Genomic DNA, 19,860 nt, shown 5'->3' with positions numbered 1-19,860 from the left:
TAAATAATCCCGGCAGGTTTTTAAAAATCTGTCGGGTTTGCTATTTTAAAACGGGAATGAAACTGAATATTGTGACTGAGACCGCGACTGAATACTGAGACTGCGACTGAATACTAAAAAAAACTAGCACAAATAAGAGTTAAAATTTCTTAATCAATAGTAATACTATTATCTTTGCATGAAAAATATTTTTTTATGCAAATTATACTATCAAATATAAAAATGCAAGTCAACGAAAAGATCTATGTAAAAGATCCGGAAACATCTGCGTTGGGAAAAAAAATAATTGAACAGAGCATCCTTCTAATTGACGATATTGGTTTTGATAATTTTACATTTAAAAAATTAGGCGAAAAAATAGGCTCAAACGAAAGTTCGATTTATCGTTACTTTGAAAACAAACACAAACTATTGGTTTACCTGTCTTCATGGTATTGGAGCTGGATGGAATATAAACTGGTTTTTACGACTACGAATATTGCAGACAAGCAGGAAAAACTAAAAAAAGCCATCACCATCGTTACCGAAAAAATAACGGACGATACTTCAACCGAACATATTAACGAAGCCATTTTAAACAGAATCATAATTGCTGAATTCACCAAAACGCTTCATACCAAAGAAGTTGATCAGGAGAACAAAGAAGGCTTTTTCCTCATCTACAAAAGGGTTATCAACCGGGTCGTTTCTATTGTAAAAGAAGTAAATCCCGATTATCCGTTTGCCAAATCACTGGTGTCAACCATTGTTGAAGGAAGTTTACATCAGCATTTTCTAACAGATCATTTAAAAACAATTACAGATTGTAATGAAACGGTTACGACCACTCAATTTTACCTAAACCTTGCAGAAAACGTTTTGCGCTAATTATAAAAAAAACAGTATGACTCCTTTAAAAAGATTTTACCATTTACTAGAACTGGACAAAAAAGACATTTACCAGATTTTTTTCTATGCTATTTTTGCCGGATTAGTCAGCTTATCACTTCCATTGGGAATTCAGGCCATCATTACTTTTATACAATCCGGAAGAGTTAGTGTTTCCTGGATCGTACTTATTATACTTGTAGTAGGTGGTGTGGCTCTTGTTGGTGTGCTGTCGTTCATGCAATTGCGTATCACAGAAAACTTACAGCAAAAAATCTTCGTACGTGCCTCTTTTGAATTTGCGGCCCGTCTGCCTAAAATAAAATCAGAAGAATTGTACGGTACTTACCCGCCGGAACTAACGAATCGTTTTTTTGACACGCTTACAATTCAAAAAGGAACTTCAAAATTACTAACCGATTTTTCGGCTGCTTTACTTCAAATTACCTTCGGAATTATTCTACTCTCCCTATACCACCCTTACTTTATTGTGTTCGGACTTTTATTGTTCCTACTTCTGTACTTTATTTTCAAGTTTTCGTATAAATCAGGTTTGGAGACCAGTTTAAAAGAATCCAAATTCAAATACAAAGTGGCAGGCTGGTTACAGGAAATGGCTCGTAATAATTTTAGTTTCCGCAATGAACTGAATTATGATTTTGCGCTTCAAAAAAACAATTCAATCGTAGCGGGTTATCTTAATTACAGAGAGAAACACTTTAGCGTAATCAAAAAACAGTTTACCCAATTGATTATTTTCAAAGTCATTATTACCGCAAGTTTACTGTCAATTGGAGGTTATCTGGTACTGAGCCAGGAAATGAATATCGGGCAGTTTGTTGCCGCAGAAATCATCATTTTACTGGTGATTACATCGGTAGAAAAAATCATCCTCGGATTGGAGAGCTTCTACGATGTTTTAACTTCTGTGGAGAAAATTGGACAGGTGACTGATCTAGCTTTAGAAGAGAACTCCGAGACTGATTCCTTAAATGATCATTGTTACAACAGCATCTCTTTAGAAACAGAGAACTTAAAATTCAAATTTCCGGATTCTCCAACGAATGCCTTAGATTCTATTTCGTTAAAAATCGATCAAGGTGAAAAAATTGTCATTGAGGGTGAAAACGGATCAGGAAAAACAACTCTTATCAGAGTATTATCCGGTTTATTAAGACAAAGTTCGGGAGCTTTTTACATCAATGATGATACTTTTAGAAAAATAAATCTGAAACAGTATCGCTCGCAGATTGGCAGTATCATTCACAATGAAACACCATTTGACGGGACAATTTTAGAAAACATCACTTTTAACGATCCTTTGATAAGTACCGAAGATCTGAAATGGGCACTCGACGGCGTTCAGCTTAGTCCGCTGATTAAATTGTTGCCCAAAGGTCTGAATACCCATATTCACCCTGAAGGAAGACAACTATCATCTTCTAATGCTCAAAAAATTCTTTTGGCCAGAAGTATTATTCACAAACCAAGAATACTTTTCTACGAAGATCCAACGGATACGATGGACGAAAATGTTGCCAATGAAATTATAGATTTTATTACTTCTGAAAAGAACAAATGGACCATCATCGTTTCTTCGAAAAATCCATATTGGAAAACTAAATCGACACGAAAAATAACAATGCAAAACGGTCAAATTATACTGGATCAAAAAAACTAATAAGCCATGTTAAATATCTCTGACAATAAAACAAAATTACAGCCGCTTGATCGCTACGAGACTGTAAGAAACTTAAGCAACAGGCCACATTATAAAATTCTAAACCGAATCATCATCGCATCTTCCATTTTAGGAATCATTGCGCTTTTATTGCCGTGGACGCAAAACATTTCGGGTTCAGGATCAGTAACCACTTTAAAACCCAACCAAAGGCCGCAATCGATCCAGAGTGTGATTTCGGGACGTATTGAAAAATGGTACGTACAGGAAGGAGATTTCGTTAAAAAAGGAGACACGATTCTGTTTATTTCTGAGATCAAAGAAGATTATATGGATCCTAATTTGGTTGAAAACACCAAAAATCAGGTAGATGCCAAGAAAAACTCTTTGGAATCGTATGGTGAAAAAGTGACCACACTTTCAGGTCAGATTCAAGCTATCGAAAATGAAAAAAGACTAAAACTGGAACAAGCCAGAAACAAAGTCAAACAATCTCTTTTAAAAATAAAAAGCGACAGTATCGATCTGATTGCCGTAAAAACACAACTGCGAATTGCCAACACCCAATACAACCGTTCGGTACAATTAAACAAAGAAGGATTGAAACCGCTTACGGATGTGGAAGAAAAACGTCTGAAATTACAAGATGTTGATGCTAAAATCATCACACAGGAAAACAAATACCTGACCAGTAAAAATGAATACATCAACGCCAAAGTGGAGATTAACAGAATTACGGCGGAGTACGGTGAAAAAGTAGCCAAGGCAAGAAGCGACCAGTTTACAACACTGAGCAATAAATTTGATACCGAAGCACAAGTGAGCAAACTCGAAAATCAATATGCCAATTACAGCTTACGTAATGGTATGTACTACATCAAAGCGGTACAAGACGGTTATATCAACCGCGCTTTACAGGCAGGTTTAGGCGAAACGATAAAAGAGGGAACACCAATTGTAACTATAATGCCTTCTCATTACGATATTGCAGTAGAAACCTACATCAGTCCAATTGACCTGCCTTTGATCAGAAAAGGAGAAAAAGTACGTGTTTGGTTTGACGGATGGCCTACGATTGTGTTTTCAGGATGGCCGGATATGTCCTACGGAACTTTTGGAGGTACAGTGGTGGCGATAGAAAACTTTATTAGCGATAATGGTAAGTACCGAATTTTGATCGCTCCGGATCCTAACGAAACAAAATGGCCAAAACAATTAAGCATTGGCTCCGGTGCCCAGACGATTGCATTGTTAGACACTGTACCAATCTGGTTTGAGATCTGGAGAACCCTAAACGGATTCCCTCCTAATTACTACAAAAGTTCCCAAAAAGTAACTAAAGAAAAAAAATAATGAAACCAATACTTATCGCTTTTCTTTTTTTTGGCTGTGCCGTTTTTGGCCAGCAGCCTTTCTCAAAAGAACTCACCTACAATGAGTTTTTGGGATATGTAAAAAAGTACCACCCATTGGTTAAAAATGCTAATTTGGAAGTAAGCAAGGCACAAGCCAATCTAATGATGGCCCGTGGTGGTTTTGATCCAAAAATCGAAGTAGATTTTAGCCAAAAACAATTTAAAGACAAAGAATATTATTCGATTCTGAACAGCAGTTTTAAAATCCCTACCTGGTATGGAATTGAACTTAAAGCAGGATTCGACAATAACGAAGGGGTTTATCTTAATCCGGAGAACACAACACCAAATCAGGGTTTAACTTCTTTCGGCATCAGTGTTCCACTTGGACAGGGATTGTTCATCAACCAAAGAATGGCAGATGTGCGAAAAGCTAAAATTCAGATCAAACTGAGCGAATCGGAGCGAAAACTTCAGGCCGTTAGTATTTTATACGATGCATCGCTTGCCTATTTCAACTGGAAGAAGAATTTTGAAGAAATGAAGCTTTACGAAATGTACAGCAAGAATGCAGAAATTCGTCTGCAAGGCATTAAGTCGCTCATCACTCAGGGAGACAAACCCGCGATAGACAGTATTGAGGCCGGGATTATTGTAAAAAATAGAGCTTTAAGCCTTGAAGATTCCAAGTTAAAGCTAACAAAAGCCAAACTCGAATTGTCGAATTTTATGTGGCTGGAAAACAATATCCCGCTGGAAATTTCAGACGAGCTTGTGCCCGAAACAGCACTCGAGTCAACCTTGCAGGAAACCTTAAAAACAAATGATCTTTTGCAAAGCGATACGAATTTAGAAGCTCATCCGAAATTAAATGCGTTGCAAAATAAAATAGACATGCTAAAGGTTGAGAAAGACCTTAAACAAAACATGCTGTTGCCCAAAATAAATGTAGGTTACTCCTATTTGTCCGAGCCAAGATATGTTGACAAATATAAGTTTGACGATTACAAGATTGGTTTAGAATTTTACTTCCCTTTGTTTCTTAGAAAAGAACGCGGAAGTCTGAAATTAGCCAAATACAAACTTCAGGAAAATGAATTTGCATTGGCTCTGGAACGAACACAGCTGACCAACAAGATAACTGCACAAAAAGTAGAAATCAATTCACTGATTAAGCAAAAAAAACTGGCTAAAGATTTAGTAGAAAATAACGTCGCCATGTTAACCTCAGAAGAACGATTGTTCTCTTTTGGAGAAAGCTCTTTGTTTCTTATCAATACGAGGGAGAATAGCCTTGTTAGTGCAAAACTAGCTTCAATCGCTCTGGAAAACAGATTTTACATCTCCAACTCGGAGCTGTTCAAAATCATGGCCAATCCCGAATAATTTTTAAATCTTAGGAGTGATCTAACTGATAAAGCGTTTGCTTAAATGAGAGCAGATCGCTCCTAAGATTAAATTTGGTGTACTTATTTTAACACCTAGAAACATAGATTCTGCAGCTGAAAAAAAGGCGTTTCACTTTAAATAACACATAGAGTATTATGCAGAATAAATATATTGCTTTTGGATAATTTTCTCTCGCAGATTGTGCAGATTGCGCAGATTTTTTAATCTTTCTACTCCTTTTAATCTGTGGCGATTATTTCAACATAATATGCCATAAAAGAACAGCTATAAATCACATCCAACAAGCTACACCAGATAATGATACGTCCACTCAATGGCATAAATCACGAGTCCGATAAGACCTCCTACCAGCGTCCCGTTGATTCGGATGTACTGCAAATCTTTACCGATTTCGAGTTCTAATTTTTCTGAAACTTCTTTTCCATCCCAGCTTTTCACTGTAGAGGAAATCAAATCTCCTATCACTTTTTTATTGTTTAGAAGAATAGAAAGCAAATCATTTTTGATAAAATTATTGATTTTGTCAATCATCACCGCATCTTCTTTTATTCCGTTTCCGAAACCCTGAATTAAACCCGAAATACTTTTCTTAATCGATGATTCATCGCCCTTTTTCAAATCAGCCGAAATCGATTCTTTGATTTCATCCCAAATTCCGTTAACATAATCCTGAACCTCTTTTTTGCCGGCAAAACTCAGAATCATGGTATTGATCTTTACCCGCATCTCTTCTGAATTCTTTACCTTGTCTAAAAAGTCATAAACATACTCGTCTATTTTAAGTCTGATCGCACTACCCGGATGTTTTGCCTCGTTTAAAAAATCAGCAAGCCCATTAAAAACGCCTTCAGTAATGCTTTTATCGGCTAGGCCAAAACTCAGAAACGGGGTTGACTCTTTGACTTTTTTCCGAATCAGTTCTTTATTATTGCTCAGTTCTGTACTCATAACATTAAGCACGTTTGTCAGCAGCTCATCCTTCACATTCCCTTTCTGCAAAGGTTCTAACGCCAGCGCTACCCAATCACCAAAATTGACAGCCTCTAGTTTTTCTTTGAACTGAGTTTGGATAAATCGTTTGATATCTTCATCTTTTATCGTTTTCAAAACTCCCGGAATAATATTTAAAGCTACTACACTGGCAATTTTATTAGCATTTTCAGACTGTGAAAGCCAATCGGAAGCTTTTGTTGCGAAATTAAACTCTTCCAGTTTTATTTCGAGTTTTTCCCGATTCAGAAATTCTTCTGAAACGAAATTCCCTAAGTTTTCACCAATTTCGTTTTTCTTGGTCGGAATAATTGCAGTATGCCAAATCGGAATTCCTAGTGGATGACGAAATAAAGCCACCACAGCAAACCAGTCTGCAATTCCCCCCACCATCGCTGCCTCACTAAAAGCCTGAAGCATTGGAATCTTGAAATAAATAGCTATAATAAATAAAAAAACCGCAAAGCCTAAAAGCGCCAATGCATTCCGTTTCATCCGTTTTAAGGCTTTCTTTTTGGATATATTTTCATGATCTACAGACGTTTCCATAATTAATTGATTTTAATCCTTACTAATTTACGTTTTTTATGTGAACTAATAATTCCTATTAATTGTCTGTTCGTCACGAATTCACGAATTTCTATTTATAAACTTTACGCATAAATATTGATTCGTGAAATTCATGGCCAATTTTTAAACGCCTGTCATTCCTTTTAATTCATGAATTCGTGGCGAAAATTTTTTAGCTAAAAAATAATATTAAAATTTGTACTTTTGCCAACTGAAAATCCGAAATTATGATTATTGTAAAATCACGTGAAGAAATCGAATTAATGCGCGAAAGCGCTTTGATCGTATCTAAAACATTAGGAATGATTGCTTCTGAAATTAAAGAAGGAGTAACCACATTATACCTGGACAAACTAGCTGAAGAATTCATCCGTGATCACGGTGCTGTTCCGAGTTTTTTGGGATTGTATGATTTCCCGAATTCGCTATGTATGAGTCCTAACTCTCAGGTTGTACACGGAATTCCGAACAATACACCCCTAAAAAGCGGTGACGTTATTTCGGTAGATTGTGGTGCATTCAAAAATGGATACCACGGTGATCACGCCTATAGTTTCGAAATTGGAGAAGTTGCTCCTGAAGTTAAAAAGCTTCTAAAAGTAACGAAAGAATCTCTTTACGTAGGAATCAAAGAATTTAAAGCCGGAAATCGCGTGGAAGATGTCGGAAATGCGATTCAGAAATATACCGAAGGTCACGGTTACGGAGTGGTTCGCGAATTAGTAGGACACGGTTTAGGGCAAAAAATGCACGAAGAACCTGAAATGCCAAATTACGGAAAACGCGGCCGCGGAAAACTTTTTGTAGAAGGAATGGTTGTTGCAATTGAGCCAATGATCAATATGGGAACAAGAAATATCAAACAACATAAAGACGGCTGGACTATTACAACTGCTGATGGAAAACCAAGTGCGCATTTCGAGCATGACGTGGCTTTAATTGACGGAAAACCAGAGTTATTATCTACTTTCCAATACATCTATAAAGCTTTAGGAATCGAAAGCAATGAAGAAGATGAATTCCGAAAAGTGCCATTAGTTTTATAACACAAATTTCACGAATTAACACGAAATACTGTTTTTGCTGAAATTACACAGATAGAGAGACTGAATGATGAGTGATTTATATTTAAAAGAAGAGTCCTATAAAATTATAGGAATCTGTATGGAAATCCATAAAATTTTAGGCAAAGGACATAGTGAGAAAGTTTATGGTGACGCATTAGAATATGAATTTAAGAAAAATGAAATTCCATATAGTCGTGAATTAAAGTTTAATATTGCCTACAAAGACATTATTTTATCAAGCTACTATTTTGCCGATTTTGTAATTTTCGATGAAATCATTTTGGAACTGAAAGCAATTACAACTCTTTCGAGCAGTGAAATCAAACAAACATTAAATTATCTGGCTGCATCACAAAACAAACTGGGCTTACTAGTTAATTTTGGAGAAGATAGCCTTAAATATAAAAGAATAATACTTTAACCCAAATCAAGGTTCGTGAAATTTCACCACAACATTAATCCGTGTTAATTCGTGAAATTCGTGTTCAAATACATTTACCGTGAAGAAACTTTTTAAATTAGTACTTAATACAATACCCCGTCCAATATTAATTCGTTTGAGCTATGTGGCACGTCCTGTTTTAGCTTTATCATTAAGAGGAAGCAAATATACTGATCCGATTGACGGGAAAAGTTTTAGAAGTTTTTTGCCTTATGGATACGGAAAACAACGTAACAATGTGCTTTCGCCAAGTACACTTTCCTTAGAGAGACACCGTTTGCTTTGGCTGTATCTGAACGATCAGACTGATTTTTTTACGGCACCTAAAAAAGTACTTCATTTTGCTCCGGAACAAGCTTTTTACAAAAGATTCCGCAAGCAGAAAAACCTGGATTATACGACAACCGATTTGTTTTCGCCTTTGGCAGACGTAAAAGCAGACATTTGTAATTTGCCTTTTAAAGACAACGAATATGATGTTATTTTATGCAATCACGTTTTAGAACATATTCCGGATGATACCAAGGCCATGCAGGAATTATTCCGCGTTTTAAAACCAGGCGGAATGGCGATTCTTCAAATTCCACAAGACTTATCAAGAGCAGTTACTTTTGCCGATGATACAATCACCGATCAAAAAGAACGTGCAAAAATATTTGGTCAGTACGATCACGTGCGCATTTACGGCCGTGACTATTTTGACAAGTTAAGAAGCATTGGTTTTATCGTTATCGAAGAAGATTATACCCACAAAATTTCACCTGAACTGGTAGAAAAGTATTGTTTGGCAAAGGGCGAAATCATTCCGCTTTGTTTCAAACAGGAAAACTAATTCTTTCACCATATAAGTGATACAAGTTCATTTAAAAAGAGTTTTCAAATTATTGATATTTTGAAAACTCTTTATTTTTTTGCCCAATCTCTAAATTATAAGCCAACCAAATCCCTAAATATTGGAACCTTCAAAATCATTTCAATTTTGTTTTGACATCAGTTTTGAAAAAAACCTGAATGTCTATATCCCAACCGCATATATCATTGAGAACACCGATGACATCAAATACCTGGACAAAAAAGCAAGTGCAGACGTACTTGAAAGTTTAGGAATTACTTCGGAACATTTAAATCCCAACACCAGAAAGATACTGACGGTTTGTGAATCTTTAAAGGTGGAATTTATTTTCAAAAAATTTAGCGCCAAAATCAAATCGGCCAAAACGATTGCTGATTTGCAAAAAGATTCCAAAATTGAATTTGCAATTCGCCAGCATTTGCAACTTAATCTGAATTCCTTTTATAACCTGTTGGTAAAAGAAGAATTTCCGTTGTCTGTCAACATGGGAATTGAAAAGGATTTTTACCGTTCCAGAGTCAATAATAAACTACATGATTTTGAACCGCAGATTCAATTTGACAAGCACGCTGGTGGCATTACCTATACGCTATCATTAAGAGAAAACGAAACTACCTTTTTACCTATGAACAGTAGCGTTGAAGTTCTTTTGGATGAACCAAGCTGGTTAATAATCGATAAAAAACTAGGGCAGTTAAAAGAACTTAATTCTAAAAAATTACTACCTTTTTTAACGAAAAAATCAATTGAAATACCTTCAAAATTAGTTGATACCTACTTTAAGAATTTCATTCCGGAAATAGCAAAAAAAATCGACATCGAGTCAAGCGGTTTTGAAATTGAGCTTCGCGACACAATCGTTTCCTGTACAATTCAGCCTGTTTATGATTTCTTTAAAAACTGCTATTATCTTAACCTTTATTTTGAATATAACGGCTACTCATTTGACGCAGGGAAAACTAAAAAAACACATTCTTTTGTTGATTTCAGTGTTGCTAATGAACCCAGAATAATTCAATTTAAACGAAGTGCTGATGAGATTTTATATACCGAAAAATTACTCAACCTTGGCTTAATAAAAATCAAAAACGAATTATTCGGATTGAATTCAGATGTTGAGGCTTCTGATCCGTATGCCAACATTCAATTAATTATTGACAACAAAGAAAAACTCGAAAGTTTAGGTTTTACAATTCAGAATCTCAAACTCGAAAGCAAAGAAATCATCACAGAAAGCAACACAATTTCAATTGCAAAAGAAACAAAAGCTGATTGGTTCGACATTAAAATAATCATTACAATTGGTCATTATAAAATCAATTTCAGCGAAATCATTCCAAACATAAAAAGCAAAGAAAGACTCTTTATGTTACCTGACGGAAATTACTTTTTGATTCCGCTCGAATGGTTTAGCAAATACGGCTCTCTGGCAAAATTGGCAAAGACAGAAAACGGAACTGTTTTGTTGCGTAAAAGTAATTTTACTGCTTTAGACGGAATTTCAGAAATCGCCAATGATCCGGATCAAATTCATAAAGCCGAATTTACAGCTTCAGATTTACTAAAAGCAACCTTAAGACCCTATCAGATTGATGGTGTAAAATGGCTTTTGGGGCACTTTAACTCCAATCTTGGTGCATGTCTGGCTGATGATATGGGACTTGGAAAAACGCTGCAGACTTTAGCGGTTCTAGTTGCTGTACAGGAGCAATTGGGCTTTACTACCAAAACTACCAATTTTGATTTATTCTCAAACGATACGACTATCGAAAGAGAACCACTGAAGGCTTTGATCGTTCTTCCTTCTTCTTTGGTTTTTAACTGGTACAATGAAGCCGGAAAGTTTACGCCGCATTTTTCGAAAATGCAATATACAGGTAATGACCGAAAATTGCTGGCAAGCAGATTAAATTCAACCGATTTAATTTTTACTAGTTACAGCATTGTTCATCGTGACATTTCTATTTTAGAAAAATATGATTTCCGCTATTTGATTTTAGACGAGAGTCAATACATTAAAAACAGGGATTCTAAGATTTTTAAAGCCATCAATAAAATCAGCACGGGGCATAAAATTGCTTTGAGTGGTACACCAATCGAAAATTCACTTGACGATTTATGGTCGCAGATGCAGTTTATAAATCCGGATATTTTAGGGAGCTATACTTTTTTCATGGAGAATTTCAAAAATCCTATTGAGAAAAAACAGAGCGAAGAAGTTTTAAATGAATTAAAGAACCTCATCCAGCCTTATATTTTAAGACGAACCAAAGAACAGGTTTTAAAAGATTTACCCGAACTAACAGAGCAGGTTTATTACTGCAATATGGATACGGAACAGGAAAAATTATACGAAAAAGAGAAATCAAAAGCACGGAATTTTTTACTAAAAACAGATGGATCCGGTCCTGATAAAATTAGCATTATCAATACTTTGATGAAGTTAAGGCAACTGAGCAACCATCCTAAAATGGTCGATCAGAATTCAGAAGTGGATTCCGGAAAATATATTGCCGTAACGAATTACTTGAAAAACTTAGTGAAAGGAAAACAAAAAGTGATCATTTTTAGCTCGTTTGTGACCAATTTGAATTTTTATACCACCTGGTGCAAGGAAAACAAAATAGAATTTTGCGAGATCACCGGCGAAACGCCATCACAAAAAAGAGAACAGCAGGTAAAACGGTTTCAGGAAAAAGAAAATCCTTTGCTATTCTTTATTTCGCTTAAAGCAGGAGGTGTCGGTTTGAATATCACCAAAGCTTCCTACGTACTGTTCTTAGATCCGTGGTGGAATCCTTTTGCTGAAAAACAAGGGGTAGGAAGAGCACACCGTATCGGGCAATTGAATAAAGTGAATGTTGTTCGGTTTATTTCAAAAAATACAATAGAAGAAAAAATAATCAAACTACAGGAAAACAAAAAACTACTGTCGGATTCCCTTTTGGAAGAAAGTCATATCAGTAATGAAATCGAAGCCAATCTGGAATATCTGCTGGGTTCCTGATCAATTTGTTTTCAAAACCTCTAAAATAGCATCTTATTACGTTCTATAAAATTGTTATATTTACAATCTTACAACCTAATAAGATGCCGAAAAAATTGTTTAAGAATCTCTTTATATTTTTATTTTTTGCTTCAGCGACAGCTCAGGAAGTACAAACCGAAGTAAATCCTCCTTACAATATTAAAACCGTTTCGTTTGTTCAGAACGGCAGCAATGTGGTTCCGATTTTCGAATTAGGCGATACGTTTCAATTTCAATTTGATGATTTATTTGGCAACGAAGCCAATTATTATTTTGAAGTCATACACTGCGATTACAACTGGAAACCAACCGATATCCCAAAAAATGATTATATCGGAGGTTTCGACAATCAACGCATCACCGATTATTCGAATTCGTTTAATACCCTTCAGATCTACTCGCATTACCGACTTCCATTCCCAAATCAGTTTACGACCCAACTGAGAATTTCGGGTAATTATATGCTAAGAATTTTGAACGAGGACAAGGAAGTTGTACTGTCCAGAAAATTCATTTTATACGAAAATCACGCTACTGTGGCAGCTCAGGTAAAACGAAGCCGAAACCTGGCGAATATCGATTACAAACAAAATCTGGATTTTTCTATTTTGTCTAATGATATTGTTTTTCAGACCCCTTTACAAAATGTAAAAATCCTGTTGTTACAAAATGGCAACTTTAATACGGCAATCAAAAATATTCCTCCACAGTACACCATTGGGAATCAAATGGTCTACAAATACGACCAGGAAACGCAGTTTTGGGGTGGAAATGAGTTCTTGTATTTTGAAAACAAAGACATCCGTGCAGCAAGTACCAATGTAGCAAAGGTGGGAACCAGCAACGATATTTATAATTCTTATTTGTTTACTAATCTGGCAAGAGCCAATCAAATTTACACGAACAATCAAGATGTAAACGGAAACTTCGTGGTGAAGAATATCAATGCTTCCAACAATGAAATTGAAGCGGATTATGCCTGGGTATATTTCAGCCTGTCTGCCCCTACTTTCAGATCTTCGAATAAGGATATTTATATCAGTGGAATGTTCAACAATTACTGCCTGGCTCCTGAATATAAAATGGATTATAATTCAGAGAAAGGTATTTTTGAAAAAGCAGTTATGATCAAACAGGGTTTTACAGCTTTTCAATATACGGTTGCCGATAAGAAAGGGCTGATAGATTATGAAAATGCGATCGACGGAAACTTTTATCAGACTGAAAACGAATACACCATACTGGTTTACTACAGAGAAAGTAACGATCGATACCAGAGAGTTATCGGTAAAGGAAACGCCAACTCTATAAACATCATAAATTAAAACATTGTTAAGGATTTAGGCGGAAAGATTTTTTTTCGTAGCTTTGCAACTATAACGCACACACATATACTACTTTAGTATGGTTTCTCAGATAACAAGAGGCATAAAAATATCTGTTTTGACTAGTTTTGAAGGTACTTACTTCAAGAACTACAAGATTCACTTTGCTTTTAGCTATGTCGTTACAATCGAAAATCACAGCAAAGATTCCGTTCAGTTGACGTCTCGTCACTGGGAAATTTTTGACTCTTTAAACGACCTTGAAGTTGTTGATGGAGAAGGCGTAATTGGAAAAAAACCAGTTTTAAAACCGGGAGAAAATCACACCTATAGTTCAGGCTGTTTATTATCATCTCCATATGGTGCCATGAAAGGTCATTTTAACATGATCAACTTTACCTCTACAAAAACATTTAAAGTAATTGTTCCTACTTTCAGAATGTGTGCTCCTTTTGCTTTAAACTAAATATTGGTTTAAAAACTGCCTTTTTTATCGTTATCTTAATCATAAATTTGTCAAATTATTAATTTATCCTTTGTACTTTTGTGCAATGTTAGATTATTCGTAACAATCAAATCTTCTAACCTTTAAATTGTCTAATTATCTAATTTTAAATAACATGCTAAAAGGATTCTTTCACGTACCAAAAGCGGTAAACGAACCGGTAAAAGGATACGCACCTAATTCACCAGAAAAAGCAGCAGTACAGGCAGCTTACACTACTTTGTGGAACTCTAAAATCGACGTTCCGTTATACATCGGAAACGAAGAAATCAGAACTGGAAATACAAGAACAATTTCAGCTCCTCACGATCACAAACATATCGTTGGAACGTATCACTTAGCTGAAAAACAACATATCGAAAAAGCAATTGCCAACGCTCTTGAATCAAGAAAAGCATGGGCAAATATGGCATGGGAACAACGTGCTGCTATTTTCTTAAAAGCTGCTGAACTTATTGCAGGACCTTACAGAGCCCGCATTAATGCTGCAACAATGATTGGTCAGTCTAAAAATATTCACCAGGCAGAAATTGACGCTGCTTGTGAATTAATTGACTTTTTACGTTACAACGTAGAATTCATGACTCAGATTTACGGAGATCAGCCAAAATCAGATTCTACAACCTGGAATCGTTTAGAATACAGACCTCTTGAAGGTTTTGTTTACGCAATTACTCCTTTCAACTTTACTGCTATTGCTGCAAATCTTCCTGCAAGTGCTGCTATGATGGGTAACGTTGTAGTTTGGAAACCAAGCGACAGTCAGGTTTTCTCTGCAAAAATCATTATCGATATTTTCAAAGAAGCAGGTGTTCCTGATGGGGTTATCAATGTTGTTTTTGGTGATGCTTTAATGATTACTGATACTGTATTGGCAAGCCGCGATTTTGCAGGAGTTCACTTTACAGGATCAACTCACGTATTTAAAGATATCTGGGCTAAAATTGGTGCTAACATTCACCACTACAAAACCTACCCAAGAATCGTTGGAGAAACTGGTGGTAAAGATTTTATCATTGCACACCCAAGCGCTAACGTAAAACAAGTAGCTACAGGAATTGTTCGTGGTGCATTTGAATTTCAAGGACAAAAATGTTCTGCAGCTTCAAGAGCTTATATTCCACAAAGTTTATGGCCGGCTGTAAAAGAGCAATTAATCGCTGATGTGAAATCTTTTAAAATAGGTTCTCCTGAAGATTTCGGAAACTTCATCACGGCAGTTATTCACGAAGGTTCTTTTGATAAATTAGCAAGTTACATTGACCAGGCTAAAAAAGACGCTGATGCTGAAATCATCGTTGGAGGAAATTACGATAAATCAGTTGGATACTTTATTGAGCCAACCGTTATTGTAACGACAAACCCAAAATATACTACCATGGAAACCGAATTGTTCGGACCGGTAATCACGATTTATGTTTACGAAGATGCTAAATGGGAAGAGACTTTAGAATTAGTAGATACTACTTCTGAATATGCTTTAACCGGTGCGGTATTTAGCCAAGATCGTTATGCTATTGAAGTAGCTACAGTGAAATTGCAAAATGCTGCAGGTAACTTCTACATCAACGACAAACCAACAGGAGCCGTTGTAGGAATGCAGCCTTTTGGTGGAGCAAGAGCTTCAGGAACTAACGATAAAGCAGGTTCTGCATTGAACTTATTGCGTTGGGCATCTCCAAGAACAATCAAAGAAACGTTTGTAACTCCGGAAGATTACAGATACCCTTTCTTAGGTTAATTTGTTTCAAGTTTCAATGTTTCAAGTTAGAAACTTTGTCTCTATAAAAAAGCCGAATCTTTTCATTAAGATTCGGCTTTTGTTTTTACGGGATTTTTTATTTCCAGATTGGGATCTGTACAAAACTATCCGTGTACCATTTTACTTTTAGTGGTTCCTTCGCATCTTTAATCGTTTCATCACTAACCTCTTTTCCTGTTCCATAATTCAATTGCGCATATGGATTTTTATTCACATTGATCGTAACCAGTAATCTACTTCCTTTGCTCAACTGTTTACTAACCAAATGCGTATTCGAAAAAGGCATGATTTCGATTTGGTCCGGCTTCAATAAATTCCTTTTGGTCCTATCTTTTACATAACTCGCCCGTGCTATGAAATAAGACAAATGAAAATATTCCCCGTTTGGCATAACCTCATATAAAGTAACACCAAAATCCATATCTTTTTTATTGATACTCGCTTTTATCTCGGCTAAAAATGACCCGTTAACCAGCATTGGCTCTTTCAAAGGTTCACTAATAAAGGTAAATCCATTGCCGGTCTCAATCTCTTTGCGCATAATCGGGCTTGGGTAATAATCATTGTTTTCCGTTTTTCTTTCAGCAAAATCAACTTCCTGATACAGGTACTTGCTTTGCACAGGTTTACTATCTTCTAGTGCGTAGAAATCACCTGATTTATGATCCGTCAAATACAACTTAACAAAACCATTGGCCATTTTATCCAAAGAAGGAGCGCTTCGCCATTCATTTGCTCCCATTACTTCATAGTTTATTTTGTCTTTCAGCATTTTTGGTTTTGTCCCGTTTTTCAGAATATAATCAAACCACTCATAGGTTATTTTCCTCACATTGATTATCGCTGTCGAATCGACTTTGTAATCATTCACGATACTTTCTCCTCCGGTCTGAGCACCAAAATGACCGTATGGCCCAATCACGACATAAACCGGTGTTTTTGGATTGTACTTTTGAAGCTCTCTTGCAAAATACAAACTTGAATTCTGCGAATCATTATAATAACCGTCAAAAATTAAAACAGGAATATTGATGTGTGCAAAATCTTTTCCGTACGGCGCCATTTTCTGCCAATAGGCATCAAAGGAAGGATGTGCCAGCCATCTCTGAAAAAACTTATTAGGAACACCATCAATACTGTCCATTTTTCTATAGGCAGCTCCTGTCTCCCACCATCTAAAAGTCATTCTTCTAAAACGCTGCCTGTCGTTTCCTGCCACCGTATCCAGGTATTTATTACTCCCTACATAAAACGCCCATTCGTAATTGGGGTTTATAAAAACATTATTTTCCATAGGTAGTCCCATTCCCGGTCGGCTGGCCGCATAAGGCACGATCGTTTTAAGTGCCGGATGCATTTTTTTGCAGGCTGCCCATTGTGTAAAACCATTGTAACTGCCGCCATACATCCCTACTTTTCCATTACACCATTTTTGTTTACTGATCCAGTCAATAACATCATAGGTGTCTGTCGTCTCATTTTCATACGGAGATATAGTATCAGGACTGAATCGTTTCCCCCGCGAATAGGCCATCACACCCACATAGTTATGATCCGCTGCGGTTTTTAAGGAGGCAAGATCTCTTCCTTTCTCTCTGATATAAATGGTATGTTGATAAATCACGGGCTGGGGAGCAGAAACTCCTTTTTTGCGTACCACCATAGCCGATAGTAAAGCCCCATCTCTGGTTTTAATCATTACACTGTCCTGAATGTCATAAGCACTTTCCAGATCCTTTGATCTTGTCACGCTTGTCTGCTGCGCATAGGTGTTGATTATCGAAAAAATAAAAAACACCAATTTTAGAATTAATTTCATTGAATTGTTCGGTTTAAATAGTTCTGTTTAAATTTTAAAAGAAGCAGTGGTATTCAATCTGGGGTTTATTTTTCCGGAATTTTAGCCCAAATACAACACACTGCGTCCTGCTGTTTTTAGTACCTCTAAAAACGGCTTCATTTTCTATAATCTCTCTTTTGCTATAGTGATTTAAAAAGAATGAGTATTCCTTTTTTAATTAAATCCCATTTAGGTTTTTAAATTTCACGGCCTGACGGTTTGAAACTTCTAATAGTTCGCCCGTTTTTAATTTCACTTCCAGTCTACCACCAACGGTTCGGTTAACTTCCTGAATGTGATTGGTGTTTATAATTTCGGTTCGGTTTATTCTAAAAAAAACATTTTCATCCAGCATTTCTTCCCATTGACGAAGAGAACGTCTTTGAAGGGCTTTTTTGTCCTGAAAAAAAAGTCTGGTATAATTTTCAAGAGACTCGATCAGGTAAATTTCGTCCAATTGAATAAAGAATCTTTTCTCCCCATCCTTGATGAAAATTTTTCGGTCTTTTGCTGCAGCATCACTTAAAGAAGGCTTTCCGGATAAAGCATTTCTTATTTTATCGATTGCTTTTGCAAAACGTTCTTCCCTGATGGGTTTCATGAGATAATCTAAAGCATTTACTTCAAAAGCCTGCACAGCATATTCATTATAAGCTGTCGTAAATAATACTGCCGGCGCGCTATCAAGCGACTCTAATAAATCAAACCCTGATTTCTCAGGCATCTGAATATCCAAAAAGATCAGATCAGGCATTTTTGCTTCAATCAAACTCTTTGCTTCATCAGCATTTCCAGCTTCTCCTATTAGAACAAAATCCTCATATGATTCTAATGCTCTTTTTAGTTCTTCTCTGGACAGACGCTCATCGTCTACTATAATAACTTTTATCTTTTTCATCCTGATGGTAGTAAAATAGTTGTCAAAACTGTTTCGTCCTGCATTTCTCTAATTTCAAAAGAAGCTTTCCCTTTGTATTGCAACAGTAGTCTCTCTCTCAGATTACTCAATCCAATCCCGGAAGATTCTTTAATTTCTTTACTAAGCTTCCCCGAATTTTGAACGCTGATTTTTACAAGATCACTCTCCTGCTCTACTTTTACAGCAACAAACCCTCCCTTTTTTCTTTTTTCAATTCCATGTTTAATTGCATTTTCTACCAGGGTCTGAATACTTAAAGGTAAAACCAAATACTCTGACACCACTGTAGCGACTTCAATTTTTACTTGCAAACGCTCCTCAAATCGTATTTTTTCCAATTCCAGATAATCCCTGACTAAATTGATTTCATCGTTTAAGGTAACTAATTGTCCCATATTATTACTCAAAGAATTCCGAAGCAAGTCGGATAAAAGATCAATAGCCCGCCTTGCCGAATGCGGATTTTCTAACACCAAAAACTTAATACTATTCAATGAATTAAAAAAGAAATGCGGGTTAAGCTGTGCGCTCAGATTATTCAGCTGTGCTTCTTTTACGATAACAGACAATCGTGCATTTTCTTTCACCGTTTCAATCTCAAGCCTTGAATAATGATAAAGGTGATACGCCAACACCCAAATAGACATTAGTCTGGTACCCGTAATAAAGACCTGCAACTGTGTCGATTTTAAAAACGCCATAAACGAAATCGAAGTACCTTTTAGAACAAACAACCTTACCAGATAAAGTTTTCCCACAATCAAAAACATATACAATAAAGAAAGTATCAAAACACTTAGTATCATTTTTGGAATCAATTGTTTCAGGCTTAACTTATTCCAACCCTTTTTTAAAGCAAAGTTTCTATAAAGATGTGTCAATAAGATACCGATACAAACATCTAATACAAAATCGGCTATGCCAATCGTCCACATAAAAGTACTTCCAAAGTAGGCCGAAACTCCCCAATACAAAGAAGTTGCCATCCACCCTGTGAGCTGAATTTTCCAATATGTAGATAATTTTGCCATTATTCTCAAGCCAAAAGTTATTATGCTGTAGTAAAGATATCCCTCTAGCAGAGATTGAGCAAATAAAAGTACATAAGCGAAAGATAACTGGGGGCGAATGAAGTTCGTTAAAAAAATATACCCTCAGAGACATAAAAAAGTCAAATCTTAAAAGAGCTTCGACTTTTTTTATTTAGGCAAAATTAGAAATGTTTTATTTTAAAAGTATTTACCTA

The 19,860-nt window shown here is 36.0% G+C and carries 15 protein-coding genes; 11 read left to right on the top strand and 4 right to left on the bottom strand.

What is annotated here, in order from left to right; genetic code table 11:
- Window positions 1-195: 195 nt before the first annotated feature.
- Genes AC3IS6_RS08950 through AC3IS6_RS08935 form a run of 4 tightly spaced genes read left to right on the top strand, consistent with a single transcriptional unit; the run spans window position 196 to window position 5,289 of the window.
- On the top strand, window positions 196-867 hold the full coding sequence (locus tag AC3IS6_RS08950; RefSeq protein WP_489164553.1) for a TetR/AcrR family transcriptional regulator: 672 nt from the start codon (window positions 196-198) through the stop codon (window positions 865-867).
- Window positions 868-883: 16 nt separating this feature from the next.
- Window positions 884-2,548 (top strand): peptidase domain-containing ABC transporter, encoded by a 1,665-nt coding sequence (locus AC3IS6_RS08945; protein WP_489164552.1) that lies wholly within the window; start codon window positions 884-886, stop codon window positions 2,546-2,548.
- A gap of 6 nt (window positions 2,549-2,554) precedes the next feature.
- Entirely contained in the window at window positions 2,555-3,901 is a 1,347-nt protein-coding gene (locus AC3IS6_RS08940; protein WP_489164551.1) for an HlyD family secretion protein, read from the top strand.
- A complete protein-coding gene (locus AC3IS6_RS08935; protein ID WP_489164550.1) occupies window positions 3,901-5,289 on the top strand; it encodes a TolC family protein in 1,389 nt (462 codons plus the stop codon). The genes AC3IS6_RS08940 and AC3IS6_RS08935 overlap by 1 nt, the downstream gene beginning before the upstream one ends.
- Before the next feature lie 309 nt (window positions 5,290-5,598).
- Here the strand turns inward: AC3IS6_RS08935 and AC3IS6_RS08930 are convergent, their stop codons facing one another.
- Window positions 5,599-6,852: a DUF445 domain-containing protein gene (locus AC3IS6_RS08930; protein ID WP_489164549.1), complete on the bottom strand. Its 1,254-nt coding sequence runs from the start codon at window positions 6,850-6,852 to the stop codon at window positions 5,599-5,601.
- A 248-nt stretch (window positions 6,853-7,100) separates the two neighbouring features.
- Here AC3IS6_RS08930 and map point away from each other — a divergent pair, with 248 nt between their 5' ends.
- From map to pruA, 7 genes are all read left to right on the top strand, one after another.
- Entirely contained in the window at window positions 7,101-7,919 is an 819-nt protein-coding gene (gene map / locus AC3IS6_RS08925; protein ID WP_281921477.1) for a type I methionyl aminopeptidase, read from the top strand.
- A 67-nt stretch (window positions 7,920-7,986) separates the two neighbouring features.
- Window positions 7,987-8,361, top strand: coding sequence for a GxxExxY protein (locus AC3IS6_RS08920; protein WP_489164916.1), 375 nt, complete (start codon window positions 7,987-7,989; stop codon window positions 8,359-8,361).
- Between the two features lie 79 nt (window positions 8,362-8,440).
- The gene (locus tag AC3IS6_RS08915; protein WP_173965514.1) at window positions 8,441-9,214 is read left to right on the top strand and encodes a class I SAM-dependent methyltransferase; all 774 of its coding nucleotides are present in this window, start codon (window positions 8,441-8,443) and stop codon (window positions 9,212-9,214) included.
- A 121-nt stretch (window positions 9,215-9,335) separates the two neighbouring features.
- On the top strand, window positions 9,336-12,242 hold the full coding sequence (locus AC3IS6_RS08910) for a DEAD/DEAH box helicase (RefSeq protein WP_489164548.1): 2,907 nt from the start codon (window positions 9,336-9,338) through the stop codon (window positions 12,240-12,242).
- An 83-nt stretch (window positions 12,243-12,325) separates the two neighbouring features.
- Window positions 12,326-13,588, top strand: coding sequence for a type IX secretion system plug protein (locus AC3IS6_RS08905; RefSeq protein ID WP_489164547.1), 1,263 nt, complete (start codon window positions 12,326-12,328; stop codon window positions 13,586-13,588).
- A 79-nt stretch (window positions 13,589-13,667) separates the two neighbouring features.
- On the top strand, window positions 13,668-14,054 hold the full coding sequence (apaG, locus tag AC3IS6_RS08900) for a Co2+/Mg2+ efflux protein ApaG (RefSeq protein ID WP_173965511.1): 387 nt from the start codon (window positions 13,668-13,670) through the stop codon (window positions 14,052-14,054).
- A 154-nt stretch (window positions 14,055-14,208) separates the two neighbouring features.
- Window positions 14,209-15,834: an L-glutamate gamma-semialdehyde dehydrogenase gene (gene pruA, locus AC3IS6_RS08895; RefSeq protein ID WP_489164546.1), complete on the top strand. Its 1,626-nt coding sequence runs from the start codon at window positions 14,209-14,211 to the stop codon at window positions 15,832-15,834.
- Between the two features lie 97 nt (window positions 15,835-15,931).
- Here pruA and AC3IS6_RS08890 read toward each other — a convergent pair whose 3' ends face one another.
- The 3 genes from AC3IS6_RS08890 to AC3IS6_RS08880 form a co-directional block, all read right to left on the bottom strand.
- Complete coding sequence (locus tag AC3IS6_RS08890) at window positions 15,932-17,674, bottom strand: CocE/NonD family hydrolase (protein ID WP_489164545.1); 1,743 nt, start codon at window positions 17,672-17,674, stop codon at window positions 15,932-15,934.
- A gap of 199 nt (window positions 17,675-17,873) precedes the next feature.
- Complete coding sequence (locus tag AC3IS6_RS08885) at window positions 17,874-18,593, bottom strand: LytR/AlgR family response regulator transcription factor (protein ID WP_489164544.1); 720 nt, start codon at window positions 18,591-18,593, stop codon at window positions 17,874-17,876.
- A complete protein-coding gene (locus AC3IS6_RS08880; RefSeq protein WP_489164543.1) occupies window positions 18,590-19,645 on the bottom strand; it encodes a sensor histidine kinase in 1,056 nt (351 codons plus the stop codon). Before AC3IS6_RS08880 ends, AC3IS6_RS08885 begins: the two co-directional genes overlap by 4 nt.
- Between the last annotated feature and the right edge of the window lie 215 nt (window positions 19,646-19,860).

This window comes from Flavobacterium sp. KH_035 (assembly GCF_057839565.1).
This window is presented reverse-complemented; position numbering and strand designations above follow the sequence as displayed.